Source organism: Arthrobacter sp. ok362 (assembly GCF_900102785.1).
Taxonomy (GTDB): domain Bacteria; phylum Actinomycetota; class Actinomycetes; order Actinomycetales; family Micrococcaceae; genus Arthrobacter.
In genome coordinates this window covers 152633-169644 of the sequence record NZ_FNGC01000011.1, presented here as the reverse complement: position 1 = coordinate 169644, position 17012 = coordinate 152633, and the positions used below count along the sequence as shown (strand labels likewise).

The following is a 17012-nucleotide window of genomic DNA, read 5'->3' as shown; positions in this document are numbered from 1 at the left end:
GAGGGCTTTTCCACGGCGGCCGCCGCCGGCATCCCCCTGGTGCTTGTCTGCCAGGAGGCGTGAGTTGATTGCTTCCCGGTCCCCTTTGCCTTCGAGGCTTTTCTCAGGCGATCGGTGCGAGCTGTGCCCGCGCTGCTCCACGGCTGGGCGTCAAAGCGTTCCTGCAGCAGGCGTGCGCGCTGCTCGTTGTGACTCCTACCCAAAGGTAAGGCCCGAATCCTCGTCGCAAAAGAGCGGAAGCCGCCGTCTATAACGGAGCAATGACTTCAGTGATCAGCCCCGGAAGTCTGGCACTACCGAACTCTGTGAGTCCACTTCTGCGGCCGATAGCGGATATTGCGTAAAGTTGATCGGCCCGGAAGCGAACTACCCGTCTCCGTCTCGAGGCCGAAAGAAGAAATGTTGTATTCCCCCTAAACCTCCGCCACCGGAGCCGCTTAAACCTCCGCCACAGGAGCCGCGAACTGCGCCGCGTACAGCGCCGCGTACGCCCCGCCCGCAGCCAGCAGCTGGGCGTGCGTCCCCTGCTCCACGATCTGCCCGGATTCCATCACCAGGATGAGGTCGGCGTCGCGGATGGTGGACAGGCGATGGGCGATGACAAACGAAGTCCGGTCGGACCGCAGGGCGCTCATGGCCTTCTGCACCAGCACCTCGGTGCGGGTGTCCACCGAGCTCGTCGCCTCGTCCAGGATCAGCACCGACGGCCGGGCCAGGAACGCCCGGGCGATGGTGAGCAGCTGCTTCTCGCCCGCCGAGACATTCGAACCCTCGTCCTCGAGCACGGTGTCGTAGCCCTCCGGCAGGGACCGCACAAACCGGTCCACGTACGTCGCCCGCGCCGCCTCCAGGATCTCGTCCTCCGTGGCCGAGGGCCGGCCGTAGGCGATGTTGTCCCGGATGGTCCCGCCGAACAGCCACGTGTCCTGCAGCACCATGCCCATCCGCGAGCGCAGCCCGTCGCGCGTCATCGCGGTGACGTCCACGCCGTCGAGCGTGATCCGCCCGGCGTCGAGCTCGTAGAACCGCATCATCAGGTTCACCAGGGTGGTCTTGCCCGCGCCGGTGTGCCCCACAATGGCGACGGTCTGGCCCGGCTCGGCCACGAGACTCAGGTCCGTGATCAGCGGCTTGTCCGGGGAGTAGGAGAAGGAGACGTCCTCAAACACCAGCCGCCCCCGGCCCCCGTCGGGAGACTCGCCGGGGACAGGATCCGGCCCCTGTTCCTCGGTGTCCAGGAGCTCAAACACCCGCTCGGCCGAGGCCACGCCGGACTGCAGCAGGTTCGCCATGGACCCCAGCTGGGCCAGCGGCTGGGTGAACTGCCGGGAATACTGGATGAACGCCTGCACGTCGCCCAGCTGCATCGCCCCGGAGGCCACCTGCAGCCCGCCCACCACGGCGATCCCCACGTAGACCAGGTTCCCGATGAACGTCATGGCCGGCATGATCAGCCCGGAAATGAACTGCGCGCCGAAGCTCGCCTGGTACAGCTCCACGTTCTTCTGCCGGAACCGTTCCTCCACCTCGCGCTGCCGGCCGAAGACCTTCACCAGCGCGTGCCCGGTGTACGTCTCCTCGATCTGCCCGTTCAGCTCGCCGGTGTGCCTCCACTGCGCCACGAACAGCTTCTGCGAGCGCTTGGCGATCACCGCCGTCGTCACCAGCGTCAGCGGAATGGTCACCAGCGCGATCAGCGCCAGCGTGGGCGAAAGCAGCAGCATCATCACCAGCACCCCCACCACTGTCAGCAGCGAGGTCACGGCCTGGCTGATGGACTGCTGCAGGCTTTGTGAGATGTTGTCGACGTCGTTGGTTACCCGGCTGAGCAGCTCGCCGCGCTGCACGGAATCGAAGTAGCGCAGCGGCAGCCCGTTGATCTTCGCCTCGATCCGTTCGCGCAGCCGGAAGACCGTGCGCTGCACAACGCCGTTGAGGATGTACGCCTGCAGCCAGCCGAACGCCGAGGCCAACACGTACAGGGCCACCGCCCACAGCAGCACGGTGGCCAGCGCGGCGAAGTCGATGCCGGTGCCGGGAGTCAGCGTCATGGCGCTGAGCATGTCCGCCTGCTGGGTCTCCCCGGCGGCGCGCAGCTGGGCGATCACCTGGGCCTGGCTGACCCCGGCGGGCAGCTGCTTGGACACGACGCCGGCGAAGATCAGGTTGGTGCCGTCGCCGAGGAGCCGGGGCCCGATCACCGAGAACGTCACGCTCACGACGGCGAGCATCAGGACCAGCACCAGCCACAGCCGTTCGGGCCGCAGCTCCCCCAGCAGCCGCCGGGCGGACGGCCCGAAGTTCATGGCCTTCTCCACCGGGATGTTCATCCCGGCAAACGGGCCGCCGCGGCCGGGTCCGCCCGCGGGGCGGGGAATCCGCATCGGCGCCTGCGCGGCAGGCGCCCCGGAAGCGGCAGTCGCCCCGGAGGCACCGGGTGCCCCGGCGGCAGGAGCGGCGGCGGGGGCCGGCGTCGGGGCCTTGTCGGTGCGGCTCATGCTGCCTCCTCCGCTGCGAGCTGGGAGTTCACGATCTCCTGGTACGTCTCGGACGCCGCGAGCAGTTCCTCGTGCGTGCCCTGCGCCACGACCCTGCCGCGGTCCAACACCAGGATCTGGTCAGCGTCCACAATGCTGGAGATCCGCTGGGCGATGATCACCAGGGTGGCCCCGGCCGTGTGCTGCTTGAGTGCCTGCCGCAGCCGGGCGTCCGTGGCGGTGTCGAGTGAGGAGAAGGAGTCGTCAAAGATGTAGAGCTCGGGGCGTTTCACGAGGGCCCGGGCGATCGCGAGCCGCTGCCGCTGGCCGCCGGAGACGTTGGTGCCGCCCTGCGAGATCGGCGCATCCAGCCCGCCTTCCAGCTCCTGCACAAAGTCCTGCGCCTGCGCGATGCTCAGCGCCTGCCAGAGCTCGGTCTCGGTGGCGTCCGGTTTGCCGTAAAGCAGATTGCTGCGCACCGTGCCGGAAAACAGGAAGGGCTTCTGCGGAACCAGGCCGATGTGCCCCCACAGCAGGTCCGGGTGGAGCTCGCGCACATCCACGCCGTCGATCCGCACCGAGCCGGACGTCGCATCGAACAGCCGCGGCATCAGGTTCACCAGGGTGGTCTTGCCCGAGCCGGTGCTGCCGATGATCGCCGTCGTCTGCCCCGCACTGGCGGTGAAGCTCACGTCCGAGAGCACCGGCTGCTCGGCCCCCGGGTAGGCGAACCCGACGTCGCGCATCTGAAGCTCGCCCCGGCCGGCGCGGCCGGCAAAGCTGACCGGATGCAGCGGCGGCCGCACACTGGATTCGGTTCCGAGCACCTGGCCGATCCGGTCCCCCGACACGGCGGCGCGCGGGATCATGATCGCCATGAACGTGGCCATCATGACGGACATCAGGATCTGCATGAGGTAGCTCAGGAACGCGATCATGGTGCCCACCTGCATGGACCCGTCCTCGATCCGGAACGCACCGAACCAGATCACCGCCGCGCTGGAGACGTTGAGCACCAGCATCACGGTGGGGAACGCGAGCGCCATGAGCCGGCCGACGCGCAGCGCGGTGTCCGTGACGTCCTCGTTGGCGCGGGCAAAGCGCGCGGTCTCCACGTCCTCCCGGACAAAGGCCCGCACCACGCGGATGCCGGTGAGCTGTTCGCGCAGCACCCGGTTGACGGTGTCGATTCGGGCCTGCATGAGCCGGAACAGCGGCACCATCCGGAAAATGATCGACCCCACCCCAATCAGGAGCACGGGCACGCTGACGGCGATCAGCCAGGACAGCTGCACGTCCTGCCGGATGGCCATGATCACCCCGCCGATGCAGAGCATGGGCGCCGTGACCATGAGCGTGGCGGACATCAGGACCAGCTGCTGGACCTGCTGGACATCGTTGGTGGAACGGGTGATCAGGCTGGGCGGGCCGAACCGGGTGACTTCCTGCTCGGAAAACTCGGCCACCCGGGTGAAGATTGCCCCGCGGACGTCCCGGCCCAGCGCCATCGCGGCCTTCGCGCCGAAATACACGGCCACGACGGTGCAGACGATCTGCAGCAGGGTGACCAGGAGCATCAGGCCGCCGATGCGCAGGATGTACTCCGTGTTCCCCGTCGCCACGCCCCTATCGATGATGTCGGCGTTCAGGGTGGGCAGGTACAGCGAGGCAATCGACGCCGCCAGCTGGAAGACGACGACGGCGAGCAGCAGCCGCCGCTGCGGCCGCAGGTATTCGACGAGCAGTTTCCAGAGCATCCGGTCTCCACTTCACGCGCCACGGACGGTTTCACACGGAACGATGTGAGGGTCAGTCTACGTCCGGCGGCCGGGAGCTGGCTGGGTTCCTCTCAGGGCGAATCGCGGGCGGGCCTGCGGCGATGTTTGGGGTGGTGTTTTGCTTGCCGGGCAGCTCGGCCGGGTGTAGCTTGAGGCGGATGCTGAGCATTGGCTCGATCGTGATCCGGGTGGACAACCTCGAACGCCAGATGAGTTTCTGGCAGGCTGCCCTGGGCTACGAGCCGCGGTACGCGCCCGACGGCGACTTTGTCATCCTGCAGCCGCCGGGCGGCGTCGGCACCTGCATCTCCCTGGACCGGGTGCCCGCGGCCGTCCAGGTTCCCCCGCGCCTGCATCTGGACCTGTACACCGACGCCCAGGACGCGGAAGTGCAGCGGCTCCTGGCCCTGGGCGCCACCCGGGTCGAATGGAGCAAGCGGCCTGCGGACGCCGACTACGTGATCCTGGCCGATCCGGAAGGCAACAGGTTCTGCGTGGTGGACACCGCCGGGACGGGCAATCTACCCGCGCCCTAGCCCTCCTGATTGCCGGCCGACATGTCGCCGACGCCAGGCGTGCCATCGGCGAGCGCGTAGCGCTGCAGCACCGCACCCTTCGGTGAGGCGACAACCGGTTCGATGAGTCTGAGGTTCGTCGGAACCACCCCGTCGGCGAAGACCTTCTTTCCGCCGCCGAGGAGGATCGGGTACACCCAGAGGGTGAGCCGGTCGAAGAGCCGCTCGGCGAACAGGGTCTGGACGAAGTCGAGGCTGCCGATGACGTGGATGTTCGCGTGCCGGTCGCGTAGTTCGCGCACGGCGGCGACGACATCAGGACCGAGCAGTGTGGTGTCGGCCCACTCGAGGGTCGGCGTCTGGCGCGAGGCCACGTATTTGGGGAGGCGGTTGAACAGCCGCGCGATGCCCCCGTCTGCGTGCGGCCAGTACGCGGCGAAAATGTCGTAGGTCCGGCGCCCAAGCAGCAGCGCGTCCATCCCCGCCATCCCGGACTCGACCTGCTCGCCCACGACCTCGTCGAAGAGAGGCGCCTGCCAGCCGCCAAACGCGAAGCCGTTGTCGGCGTCCTCGTCCGGCCCGCCGGGCGCCTGCGCGACGCCGTCGAGCGTGGTGAACAGGTCGATATGGATGAGTCCCATGCCGTGCTCCTTCTCTGCCGCCCGTCGTCGTCGCCCCGGCGACGGGATCACTTCGAGGCTGGCACACGACCCCCTGCGAAGCAACCGGTATTAACGGCCTGGCCGCCCTAGCCGTTCAGCACCACGTTGGCCGGGGCCTCGCCGGCCAGCATGCGGTCGATCTGCCGCTGGAGCAGCCGGCCCATCCGCGGGCGCATCGCCGAGCTCGCCCCGCCCACGTGCGGGCTGATGATGACGCCCGGGGTCCGCCACAGTGGGTGGTCCTGCGGCAGGGGCTCGGGATCGGTGACGTCCAGCGCGGCGCGGATCCGTCCGGAGGCGGTGTGCCGGACCAGGGCATCAGTGTCAGCCACCGGGCCGCGGGACACGTTCACCACCAGGGCGCCGTCCGGCATGGCCGAGAGGAAGGCGTCGTCCACCAGGTGCCGGGTGGAATCGCTGAGCGGAACGCCCACCACCACGATGTCGTGCACCGGCAGCAGCGCCGGGAGTTCCGCAATGCCGTGGATGCGGCCGCGCTCATCCACGCGTTCCCTGCTGGCCACCCGGGTCACGATCGTCTCGAAGGGCAGGAGCCGGTCCTCGATCGCCTTGCCCACACCGCCGTAGCCGACGATCAGGACGCGGCGGTCGGCCAGGCTGGCGGTGGGCCGGGCCTCCCACCGGCCCGCCTGCTGGTTCTGCATAAGGCGCGGGAGTTCGCGCTGGCTGGCGAGGATCAGGGCCAGGGCGAGTTCCGCCGTCGAGGTTTCATGCACGCCGGCCGCGTTGGCGAAGACCCGTCCGGCCGGCAGGAAGTCGGCAACGCCGTCGTATCCGATCAACTGGCTCTGCACCAGTGCTGTGTCCACCCGTCCCAAGTTCTGCAGGACCTGCGGGCCACCCATGTAGGGCGGCACCACGATGTCGATCCGGGGCAGGGGCGGCTCACCGGTGAGGTCCCACTCCAGGATGGTGACGTCCGGGTGCGGCTGAAGGTATTCGCGCAACGAGGCGTCCGGCAGGCTGACAGTAATTTTCCGGCTCATGGGTGCCAGCGTAGTGGACCCGGCTGCGTGATTTTTCCCCGACCTTGGCCGCGCCCCGCGCGCTGCGTGGACTTCGCCCCCGGCCCGGCCTAACGTCGGAGGCAGCACCCAGTCGAGTCCGGAAGGCCCACGCACATGACGAATCGGGGCCCCCGGCCGGCCACTCCCACCCACCGCAGGAACCTGGCCCTGGTCTGGGCCGCCGCGGCGCTGGTGCTGGCCGCCGTCGTGGTTCTCGGCTTGCTCCTCAGCGGATCGTCGCCGGACGGTGCCTTCACGGCCGTCAGCCAAAAGCAGGCCCAGCGGCAGTCCGCGCCGGCGACGGCGAGGCCGGCGCCCGCCGCCGTCGACCTCCCCGCCGAGATCCAGCGGATCATCGGCGAACACCCCGACCACAGGATCGGAGTCGCCGTGCTGGACACCGGCGACGGACAGCTGCAGACCTACGGCGACGTGGCCCCGTACACAGCCGCGAGCACGGCCAAGGTCCTGACCGGCGCCGCCTACTACCACCTCGTGGAGACCGGCGAAAAGTCGCTGGACACACCGCTGGGCGCGTTCAACGCCGCGTTCCAGCTCAAGGCCATGATCAACGCCAGCAACAACGACGCGTGGCTGCTCCTGATGCGGGATATCGGCTACCCCAACCTCACCGCCTACGCCGCCACCCTCGGCATCACCTACGATCCCGAGAAAAACCTCATCGCCCCGCCGGACATGGCACGGCTCCTCCAGCAGCTCGCCACGGGCAAGCTGCTCAACGCCGATCACACCGCGGAGCTGCTCGGCTACATGCAGCACACCAATGACGAGGACCTCATCCCGGCGGCCGTTGCCCCCGGCATCACGGTCCACCACAAGTACGGCGTGGTGCTGGGCTACGTCCACGACGCGGCGCTGCTCAGCGCCGGCGACCGCTCTTACGCGGTGGTCATCTACACGTGGGGCCCGAACGACGCCGACAGTGCGGACCGTCTGGACCTCATCCACGATCTGACTCACCAAGTCACCGGTGCCCTATTCGGGCAGTGACACGACCGTATTGGCGTCCTGCTGCGTGTGAGCTGTTAATAGCCTGAAAATCAGCCGACGAAAGGTGGCGCAGGCACCGTAACAGGGGCAGGATAGAAATCGGGATACAGCCCGCCGATTTCACGGGCCCACACCATGGGGTCCGCACATGCCGGGACTCCGGGTCTATCGGGGCTGCTGGGGCCTTGGCATTCCTCCCGGCTCATATACCGGAGACGCCGCAGCACTGGGCTTTTCCAGGGAGTCATTTTGATCCGCATCCTGATTGCAGAAGACGAAGAACGCATCTCGCGTTTCATCGAAAAGGGTCTGCGCGCCGCCGGCTACGCGCCCACTGTGGTCGGCGACGGCGTCACGGCCGTGGACTACGCATCCAGCGGTGAATTCGACCTCCTGCTCCTGGACATCGGGCTCCCCCGCCTGGACGGTTACGCGGTCCTGGCGGCACTGCGCCGCGGCCAGGTGGGCATCCCGGTCATTTTCCTCACGGCCCGCGGTTCGTCCGCCGACACCGTCGCCGCGCTGGAGGGCGGCGCCGACGACTACATCGTCAAGCCGTTCCACTTCGAGGAACTTGTGGCCCGCATCCGGGCCCGGATCCGCAAGGGGGACACCGGCGATGTCCTGGCGGGAAGCGTTATGCGCTACGGGCCGCTGGAACTGAACCTGCTCACCCGCACAGTCAGCGTCGACGGCCGGATGGTGGAGCTCTCCGCCCGTGAATTCGCCTTGGTGGAAATGTTTTTGCTGCACCCCGGGCAGGTCCTGAGCCGGCAGCAGCTGCTCAGCCACGTCTGGGGCTACGACTTCGACGGCACGTCCAACGTGGTGGACGTGTACGTGCGCCAATTGCGGATGAAACTCGGCGCCGACCGCATCCTCACCACCCGCGGCGCCGGGTACCGCCTCAGCTAGGCCGAAACGAGGCAAATCTCCGCAAAACTCTGCAAAACACCGCGAAACTCTGCAGTGCCAGCTGATCATCACAGGAAGGGAGCAGGGTGGCCACCTTGGATGAACATCCCAGCGGGGACGGCCAGACCGCGCACGCGGCTGCCTCCCCTCCGGCGGACACCCAGGACCCTTCCGGCTGGGGCGCCAAGATCCACTCGGTGCGTTTCCGGGTGGTTGCCGCCATGCTGGGCATGATGCTCGCCGGTGTGGTCACCGCGGGGATGGTCACGTTCATGGTCCAGTTCCAGGAGTCCGATGCCAGGCTCGACCAGGCGCTTCTGGACAAGGCCAATGCAGTGGTCAAGCTCGTGCAGACCAAGAAGAAAACGTCCGGGGACTACGCCAACAGGACCTACGTCAGCGCCCTTCATGAGGCCGCGGAGGATATCGAGCCGCGCAGCAACGAGGTCATGGCCGGGATCGTGGACGGGCGCGTGGCGTGGACTGTTGAGGGCAACGGTGACACGGACCTTCTGGACAACAGCATGTTCGCCGATGCCGCCGAGCTTAGGAACCCGGCCGGCGCGTCCTTCGGCGAGCTGAACTCGGGCAGCCGCCCGCTCAGGACTGTGGTGCTGCCCATGAGGGGCGCCACCGGGACATTCGTCCTGGTCGCCCGGGACGCGGCCGACCAGCGCGAGCGCAACGTCAGCTCGGTCCAGACGTATGCGCTCGTGGCCCTCGGCATGCTCCTGGCTGCCGCGGTGATCGGCAGTCTTGTCGCCGGCCGGCTGCTCGATCCGCTCCGCCGCATGCGCGAGGCTTCCAGGGCGGTCGGCCCGGAGGACCTCACGCAGCGGGTGGAGGTGCGCAAGGGTGAGGACGACGTCACCCTGCTCGCCAAGACCTTCAACACCATGCTGGAGAGGCTGGATGAGGGCGCCCAGCAACAGCAGCAGTTCCTGGACGACGCCGGCCATGAGCTGCGGACCCCGCTGACCATTCTCCGCGGGCACCTCGAGCTCGTGACGGTCGACGATCCGGACGATGTCATTGCCACCAGGGACGTGCTGCTGGACGAGGTGGACCGGATGCAGCGCCTGGTGGACGACCTCCTGCTGCTCGCCAACTCCGGCGACCCCGGCTTCATCCGGCGAGAACCCGTCCAGATCCCAGAACTCCTGGACCAGGTCATGGAGAAAGTGCACGTCCTGGCCGACCGCCACTGGCAGATAGATGAAAGAGCCGACTACGTGGTGGAGGCGGATCCGCAGCGCCTCACCCAGGCCTTGGTCCAGCTCGCTGCCAACGCCGTCAAGCACACCGGGCCGTCCTCCACGATCGCGCTCGGATCCCGGATTGAACGCCCGACGGCGGACGACGGCACCTCGCTGCCACTGCAGGAAACTCTCCTGCTGTGGGTGCGCGATGACGGGATCGGCATCGCTGCCGAGGACCAGCAACGGATCTTCGAACGGTTCGGCCGGGCGCACACGGGCCGCGGCGAGGAGGGCTCGGGACTGGGCCTCGCAATCGTTTCGGCAATCGCCCAGGCGCACGGGGGCGTGGCCACTGTGGAATCCCAATACGGCCACGGGGCCACGTTCTTGATCCGGATCCCTCTGCAGTCCAGCAGCGTCCGCGTCGGAACTGGCCTTGGCTGAGAAATCCTTAATCTTCTCCTCATCCCATCCTCACTCTTGGGGCGCAGGCTGGTGTCTATCATCAGACAGCGCCGGCACCGGGCACAGTTGCGATCGCAGCCATGTCCGGGAGCACCGGGGGGCCGGGGAGGATTTGCCGTGGAGCCAATGCGGATCGTGCTGTACTCACATGATTCAGTGGGCCTGGGACATGTACGCCGGAACCTGGCGCTGGCGCACGCGCTGAACAATCAGCTTCCCGGGCTGATCGGACGCCCTGTCACCGGAATCCTCATCACCGGCACAGACTTGGCCCCGGCGTTCCGGCTGCCCGAGGGCTGGGACTGGGTGCTTCTTCCCGGCGTGGCGAAGGGGTCCACGGGCTACCTGCCCCGGAACCTGGCGTTGCCCATGCATGAGCTCGTGCCGTTGCGGGCCCGGTTGCTGCAGGCTACGCTGGCCGGCTTCGCCCCCCACCTGGTGGTGGTGGACCGGCACGCCACGGGCGTTCATGGCGAACTCGAAACAGCCTTGCGGCGCGCACGCACTGCCGGTCCCGTCCGCGTGGTGCTGGGCCTCCGCGAGGTCCTTGACTCGCCCGCCGCGGCCCTCAGCGAATGGGCCAAAGTGGGCGGCCCCCGCGTGGTCAAGGCCCTGTTCGATGCCATCTGGGTCTACGGCGATCCCGCCGTCCACGATCCCGTGGCCTCGGGCGAAATACCGTTCGCCCTCCGAAAGCTCATCCACTACACCGGCTACCTCGCCGACGGGCGCCCTTCCGTTTCCGGCACCAGCTGCATGCCCGGCCCCTACTGCATGACGACGGTCGGCGGAGGCTCGGACGGCTACGCCCTGGCCAGCATCGCCGTCGCCGCGCCGGTGCCGGACGGGCTGGGACACCTGGTGGTCGCCGGACCGCAGATGCCCACCGAGCAGCTCGACGACCTCCGGCAGCAGGCCCGCCCCAACGTCAAAGTGGTGTCCGCAGTGGATGACACGGTGTTCCACATCCGGCACGCCGGCGCCGTCGTCGCCATGGGCGGCTACAACACGGTGTGCGAGATCATGAGCACCGCCGTCCCCGCGCTGATCGTGCCCCGCACGCAGTCGCGCGGCGAGCAGCGGATCCGGGCCGCGTCCCTGGCCGCGGCAGGGTATCTGGAGCAACACGACATTGGCACGCTGACCCCCGAGATCTTGGCCGGCTGGCTGGCCGCCCGGCTGGGCACCACTGTGGACCGCCGTCGCGCGGTGCTGGACGGCCTGATTCGGGTTCCGCAGTTGGCCGCCGAGCTGCTGCAGCCGCAGGCCGCTTCCGATCAGATCAGTCCCGAACAAGTCAGTGCAGATCAGTTCCGGGCCAACGGACACGGAGCCGCGCGCGCGAAGGGAGGGGCCAGCCGTGTGGCCGTCTGAACCGGGGACCGCCTACGTCCTCAAGATGTATCCGCGATTCTCCGAAACGTTCATCGTTGCGGAAATCCTGGCCCGCGAAGCAGCGGGGGACCGGATCGAGATCTTCTCGCTACTGCCCACCAACGACGCCCGGTTCCACCCCGAGCTCGCCCGGGTCCAGGCACCGGTGACCTACATTGACCGCCCCATCAAGACGATAGCCCTGTGGGAGGCCCTCCAGTTGGCCGAGGAGGCGGGGCTCACGGCCGCCCTTGGCCTGAACTTCGCCGAACTCGCCGCCGCCACGGCGGACGAAGCCGTCCAGGCCATCAACCTGGCCACCGCCTTGCAGGGCCGGAACATCCGGCACATGCACGTCCACTTCGCCTCGGGCGCCACGACGGTCGCCCGGCTGGCGTCCTTCATTACCGGCATCCCCTTCTCGTTTACGGCCCACGCGGTGGATATCTTCCACGAATCGGTCCGCGACGACGATCTGCGGCTCAAGCTTGAGCAGGCCCACCACGCCGTGACCATCAGCCAGTACAACATGCGCTACCTGCGCCGCCGCTTCCCGGGCTCGACGTCCCGGCTCCACCTGGTGCGCAACGGCCTGGAGCTGGAGCGCTTCCCTTACCGGGAGCCCCGCCCGCTCGGACCTACCCTGCGGATCGCCGCCATCGGTCGCCTGGTGGAGAAGAAAGGCTTCCAGCATCTTCTGCCCGCGGCCGCCGAACTGCTGGACCAGGGGGTCAAAATGGACCTCCGGATCGCCGGGACCGGGATCATGGCCGAGGAGCTGGAGGCCAGCATCGATCAGCTCCGGCTCGGCGGCTACGTCCGCCTCCTCGGCCCCCAGACCCAGGACCAGGTCCACGAACTGCTCCAATCCGCCGATATCTTCGCGGCGCCCTGCGTGGTCGGCGCCGACGGCAACGCGGACGGCATGCCCACGGTCCTGCTTGAGGCCATGGCCACCGGCGTCCCCTGCGTCAGCACGTCCGTCACCGGGATCCCCGAGGTGGTCCGGAACGGCTCCACCGGGGTCCTGGTCCGGCCGGGTAACCCGCACGCCCTGGCCCGCGGCATCCGCACGCTCGGCTCCCCCGTCACAGACCGGCTTGCCATGTCCCGCAACGCACGCGCCGTGATCGAGGAGGACTACGACGTCCACCGCCAGGCCGAGCTCCTGAGGTCCCTCTCCCGTTCGGAAAGGAGAGTCGCATGACACGCGTGGCCTACCTCTGCGCCGACCCCGGCGTGCCTGTTTTCGGCACCAAGGGCTCCTCGGTGCACGTCCAGGAAATCGTCCGGGCGTGGCGCGGGACCGGCGCCGCCGTCACGGTCTACTGCACCCGGCTCGGCACCGAGCGGCCCAGCGATCTTGCCGATCTCGACGTCGTCGAAGTCAGGCCGGAATCCGTCCCGGGCCCCGCGCGGGAACGGGCCGTACAGGACGCCGCGTTGGGCCTGGCGGACGAGGTCCTGCGCAACGGCTGCGGGCTGTTCTACGAGCGCTATTCGCTGTTCAGTCCGGCGCTGTCCGTGGTGGCCCGCATCCTGGACGTGCCGTCAGTACTCGAGGTCAACGCCCCGCTCATCGAGGAGCAGCAGCGGTACCGTCAGTTGCTGGATGTGAAGAAGGCTGAGACGGTGTTCCGCCGCAACGCGGCAACGGCCGACGTCGTGGCCTGCGTTTCGGATCCTGTGGTGCACTGGGTGCGGGCGCGGGTGCCGACCGCCAGAACCGTGCTGGCAGCGAACGGCGTGAACGTCGACCGGATTTCGGCCCGCCGTCCCGGGCGCCGGAATCCAGACCACCTCACGGTCGGGTTTGTCGGAACGCTGAAGCCCTGGCATGGTGTCCCCGGCCTGCTGCACGGTGTGGCCCTGGCCAACCAACAGACCCTTGACCCGGGCCTGCGCTGGCAGGTCCAGGTGGTGGGTGACGGCCCCGGCCGGGAGGATCTCGAACGCCTCGCCGAATCTCTCGGCGTGCCAACGGTGTTCACCGGCGCCGTTCCGCCGGCTGCCGTGCCCGGGCTCCTGGCAGAATTCGACGCCGCCGCTGCGCCCTATCCCCCGGACGCCCCCGGCGAAGACGATTACTTCTCGCCGCTAAAGGTCTTTGAGTACATGGCGGCCGCGCTGCCCGTGATCGCGAGCGCCGTGGGCCAGATCCCGTCCATCATCCAGGACGGCCGCACCGGAATCCTCGTCCCGCCCGGGGAGCCGGCCGCACTCGCGAATGCCCTCATCCGGCTCGGCGAAGATCCGAACCTGCGGGAGAGGCTCGGGCTCGAGGCCCGCAGCGACGCGGTGCAGAGATTCAGCTGGAGTGGTGTGCTGTCCCGGATCACCGGGGCCCTGCCGCCTGCACGCAGACTGGCCACGCAATGACCACCGCTGCCAGGCATTCACACCCCCGTAGCTGGCGAACACTGTGGCGAAGGACCGGCACCAACGCGCCCTCCGAACCCACTCCGATGCAGCGGACCTTGCGGTGCATCCGCCCGCATCTGCGCGGGCACAGGTTGCTGATCACCTGGGGATTCATTGCCATGGCCGTGGAAATTCTCTTCCGGCTTCTTGAACCGTGGCCGGTGAAGATCGTCCTCGACTCCGTCTCACACTCACTCGGCGCCAATCTGCGCAGGTCCCCGCTCAGCGTGGAGGCAAGCGCCGAGGTGCTGCTTCTCTGCGCCGGCGCAATAGTTGTCATCAGCCTAATCCGGGCCGTGGCAAGCTACCTGTCCGCGATCTCGTTTGCCCTCGTGGGCACCCGCGTTTCCTCCGAATTGCGCGCCCGGACCTTCCGCCACCTCCAGAGCCTGTCGATGCGCCACCACAGCCACGCCTCCACCGGCGACACGGTCCAACGGCTCGTCGCGGACGTATCCCGGCTGCAGGACGTGGCAGTCACAGCAGGGCTCCCCCTCATCGGCAACATCGTGTCGCTGATCGCAATGATGATCATCATGCTCTGGCTCGATCCTTTTATCGCTCTGGTGACGTTCCTGTCCATCGGGATATTCATTTTGTTTTCCCGTAAGAGCTCGGGATCGATTACCACCGCGGCCCGCAAATCACGCAAGGGCGAAAGTGCCCTGGCCACCACAGCCGCACAAACCCTGGGAGCAATGCGCGAAGTCCAGGCGTATGGACTCGAAGACACCCTCAGCTCGGGCTTCGGCAAGAGCAACCAGGCAGCGTCTGGCTCGGGGGTGGCCACGCTTAGGCTGTCCGCCAGCCTGCAACGGAAAACCGACGTCCTGACCGGAATCGCGACGGGGGTGGTCCTAGCTGCCGGCGGATGGAGGGTGATGCAACATGCGATGACCCCCGGAGATCTGACCGTTTTCCTGTTTTACCTGAAAACCGGGATGAGGCCGCTCAAGGATGTGGCCAGGTACACCAGCCGTATCGCCCGCGCGACGGCCTCCGGGGAACGGGTGGCCGACCTGCTCGACGCCCAGAGTGACGTTCCCGAGTCACCTAACGCCGTCCCCCTGGCGAGCCCGCACCCGGACGTCGTGTTCGACAACGTCTGGGCCGGTCACTTCGACGGGGCATCGGTGCTCAAGGGGATCACCCTGACCATACCGGCGGGTCAGCACTGCGCCGTGCTGGGGCCCTCCGGGGCCGGGAAGTCCACGCTGGCAAGCATGATCCTTCGGATGGTGGACCCCTGGGAGGGGAGTGTCAGTCTCGGAGGGAAGGACCTGCGGGGCCTGACCATCGCTTCCGTGCGTGCCCATGTCTCAATCCTGCTCCAGGACTCCGTGCTGTTCGGAACTTCGGTCCGGGAAAACATCAGGTTCGGCCGCCTCGATGCCACCGATGAGGAGATCGAAGCCGTGGCAGCCCTTGCCCAGGCCGACGGTTTCATCCGCGCACTGCCGGAGGGCTACGAAACTGTCCTCGGCGAGGCGGCCAACGATCTTTCGGGGGGACAGCGTCAACGGCTGGCCGTAGCCCGCGCCATGCTCCGCAAGGCCCCCATCGTGATCCTGGACGAGGCGACGGCCGGGCTTGATCCGGCCTCCCGGGATTCGGTCCTCGACGCCTTGGACACACTCACCGAAGGCCGGACCTCCATCACAATTACCCACGACGTCAACTCGGCCCAATCGTGCGACCGGGTGATCTGGCTCGAAGACGGCGAAATTCTCGAAGATGAAGCGCCGCAGTCATTGCTGGCCGATCCGGACTCCCGCTTTGCCGGCTGGGTCCAGCGGCAGCAGAACGCAGAACCGGGCGAACTGTTCAAGGTGCCGAAATGAGCACCGCCCCGCAGGGACAACGGCTGCAGGGACAATGGCTGCACGCGGCAGAGCGCTTCCTGGACCCGCCGGACTGGCCTATCCGCCGAGCCCTGGAGTTGATCGCATGAGCTGGCACCCGCCGGTCCCGCGGTCCGCCGTCGACTCTTCCGGGCAAACCTGGCAGATCCACCGGGTATGGCCGGACAGCACGGTCGGCGACTACATCCTGGAGGTCGTTGCGCCGGGGCAGGCCGGCGTCCAGGGAGGCGTGCTACGTGGCGGAGCGTTCGAGCTGTTGCCCGCGGACGATCCGGGGCTTCCATCCCTGCGGGCCGAGGCCCGGCGCGGGGAACTGGTGTCCTACCGGCCGCACATGCGCGCCGTCGTCCGGACCGATGCTGGCTACATCAAGGTCTTCCCGCCCGGCGGTGCAATCGTGCCCGCGGAACGCTGCGCGCAGACCGAGCTCCTCCTGGCCCCCGGGACCTTCACCGCACCCAGGGTGCTGCGGAACTCTCCGGACGTTATCGTCTTTAGCGCCGTTCCCGGCCGGCCCCTGGGGGATTTGGGCGACGACACCGCGGGTCTCAGTGATGAAGGGTTCGACCGACTGTGGGAGAGATGGCAGCACGCCTGGACCGCCCAGGTGGGTAGCTCCGCCGGGCACGCAGCCCTGGCCGCGTTGCCCGTCCATTCCCCGGAGGTGGAGGTCGCCGATCTGCAGCGCTGGGCGCACCGCTGGCTGCGGCACCACAACGACATCCCGGAAGCCGCATCCCAAGGCGCCGCCCTGGGTGCCCGTGCCGACGAGGTGACCCGGAACCTGCTCCGGACGGCACCGGATCCGCTGGTCTGGGCGCACGGGGACCTCCATGACAAGCAAATCCTCGCCGCCGGCGGCCCCTCGCCGCTTGGCCTGCTGGATTTCGACGATACCGCCCAGGCCGAGGCCGCCCTGGATCTGGCCAACCTGGACGTTCATTTGGAACTGCGTGCCCGCGTACGCTGCATTTCGCTGGACCGGTATCTGGCGGCCCACACGCGGATCCTGGCTGCCGCGGAAGAGCTGCACGTCAGCCCGGACCGGTTCCATGCTTATTCCGACGGCGCCTGGCTGCGGCTGGCCTGTTCCCCGTTTCCCAAGCGCTCGGCCAGGGCTCTGGCTGTGCTCGACGAACGTGCCGCGCACACTCCGCTCGCGTCCGGATACGAGTCCGGCCTCGTGTCCAGCTTCGCAAGCGAGGCTAGGGAAACCGGGGGCCGCTGACATGGGCTGCCTCTATTCCTTCCGGCCGCAATGGGCCGCGCTGGCGGAGGAGTTCCTCATTCCGGATGGTGAACAGG

Annotated in this window: 13 protein-coding genes; 9 read left to right on the top strand and 4 right to left on the bottom strand. The window is 68.0% G+C overall.

The window, feature by feature from the left end; genetic code table 11:
* Positions 1–437: 437 nt before the first annotated feature.
* Positions 438–2498 carry an ABC transporter ATP-binding protein gene (locus BLQ10_RS15670; protein WP_091563609.1) on the bottom strand — a complete coding sequence of 687 codons (2061 nt, stop codon included), beginning with the start codon at positions 2496–2498 and terminating at the stop codon, positions 438–440.
* Complete coding sequence (locus BLQ10_RS15665) at positions 2495–4234, bottom strand: ABC transporter ATP-binding protein (protein WP_091563607.1); 1740 nt, start codon at positions 4232–4234, stop codon at positions 2495–2497. Before BLQ10_RS15665 ends, BLQ10_RS15670 begins: the two co-directional genes overlap by 4 nt.
* Positions 4235–4413: 179 nt before the next feature.
* Here BLQ10_RS15665 and BLQ10_RS15660 point away from each other — a divergent pair, with 179 nt between their 5' ends.
* A complete protein-coding gene (locus BLQ10_RS15660; RefSeq protein WP_091563606.1) occupies positions 4414–4791 on the top strand; it encodes a VOC family protein in 378 nt (125 codons plus the stop codon).
* Here the strand turns inward: BLQ10_RS15660 and BLQ10_RS15655 are convergent.
* The gene (locus BLQ10_RS15655) at positions 4788–5411 is read right to left on the bottom strand and encodes a dihydrofolate reductase family protein (RefSeq protein ID WP_091563604.1); all 624 of its coding nucleotides are present in this window, start codon (positions 5409–5411) and stop codon (positions 4788–4790) included. The genes BLQ10_RS15660 and BLQ10_RS15655 overlap by 4 nt on opposite strands.
* A gap of 107 nt (positions 5412–5518) precedes the next feature.
* Complete coding sequence (locus tag BLQ10_RS15650; protein ID WP_091563603.1) at positions 5519–6439, bottom strand: 2-hydroxyacid dehydrogenase; 921 nt, start codon at positions 6437–6439, stop codon at positions 5519–5521.
* A gap of 135 nt (positions 6440–6574) precedes the next feature.
* Between BLQ10_RS15650 and BLQ10_RS15645 the strand changes: the two genes are divergently transcribed.
* The 8 genes from BLQ10_RS15645 to BLQ10_RS15610 all read left to right on the top strand — a co-directional run bounded on the left by BLQ10_RS15645 (position 6575) and on the right by BLQ10_RS15610 (position 16935).
* Positions 6575–7471 carry a serine hydrolase gene (locus tag BLQ10_RS15645; RefSeq protein WP_091563601.1) on the top strand — a complete coding sequence of 299 codons (897 nt, stop codon included), beginning with the start codon at positions 6575–6577 and terminating at the stop codon, positions 7469–7471.
* Between the two features lie 249 nt (positions 7472–7720).
* Positions 7721–8386, top strand: a complete 666-nt coding sequence (locus BLQ10_RS15640) for a response regulator transcription factor (RefSeq protein WP_091563600.1) — start codon at positions 7721–7723, stop codon at positions 8384–8386.
* Between the two features lie 95 nt (positions 8387–8481).
* Positions 8482–10029, top strand: coding sequence for a sensor histidine kinase (locus BLQ10_RS15635; RefSeq protein WP_175558647.1), 1548 nt, complete (start codon positions 8482–8484; stop codon positions 10027–10029).
* Positions 10030–10176: 147 nt separating this feature from the next.
* Positions 10177–11424: a glycosyltransferase family protein gene (locus BLQ10_RS15630; RefSeq protein WP_091563597.1), complete on the top strand. Its 1248-nt coding sequence runs from the start codon at positions 10177–10179 to the stop codon at positions 11422–11424.
* Positions 11411–12631: a glycosyltransferase gene (locus BLQ10_RS15625; protein ID WP_091563595.1), complete on the top strand. Its 1221-nt coding sequence runs from the start codon at positions 11411–11413 to the stop codon at positions 12629–12631. The genes BLQ10_RS15630 and BLQ10_RS15625 overlap by 14 nt, the downstream gene beginning before the upstream one ends.
* Entirely contained in the window at positions 12628–13803 is a 1176-nt protein-coding gene (locus BLQ10_RS15620) for a glycosyltransferase (RefSeq protein WP_091563593.1), read from the top strand. Before BLQ10_RS15625 ends, BLQ10_RS15620 begins: the two co-directional genes overlap by 4 nt.
* 161 nt (positions 13804–13964) lie before the next feature.
* Positions 13965–15686: an ABC transporter ATP-binding protein gene (locus tag BLQ10_RS15615; protein ID WP_254785597.1), complete on the top strand. Its 1722-nt coding sequence runs from the start codon at positions 13965–13967 to the stop codon at positions 15684–15686.
* A 106-nt stretch (positions 15687–15792) separates the two neighbouring features.
* Positions 15793–16935 (top strand): phosphotransferase, encoded by a 1143-nt coding sequence (locus BLQ10_RS15610; protein ID WP_175558646.1) that lies wholly within the window; start codon positions 15793–15795, stop codon positions 16933–16935.
* Positions 16936–17012: the final 77 nt, after the last annotated feature.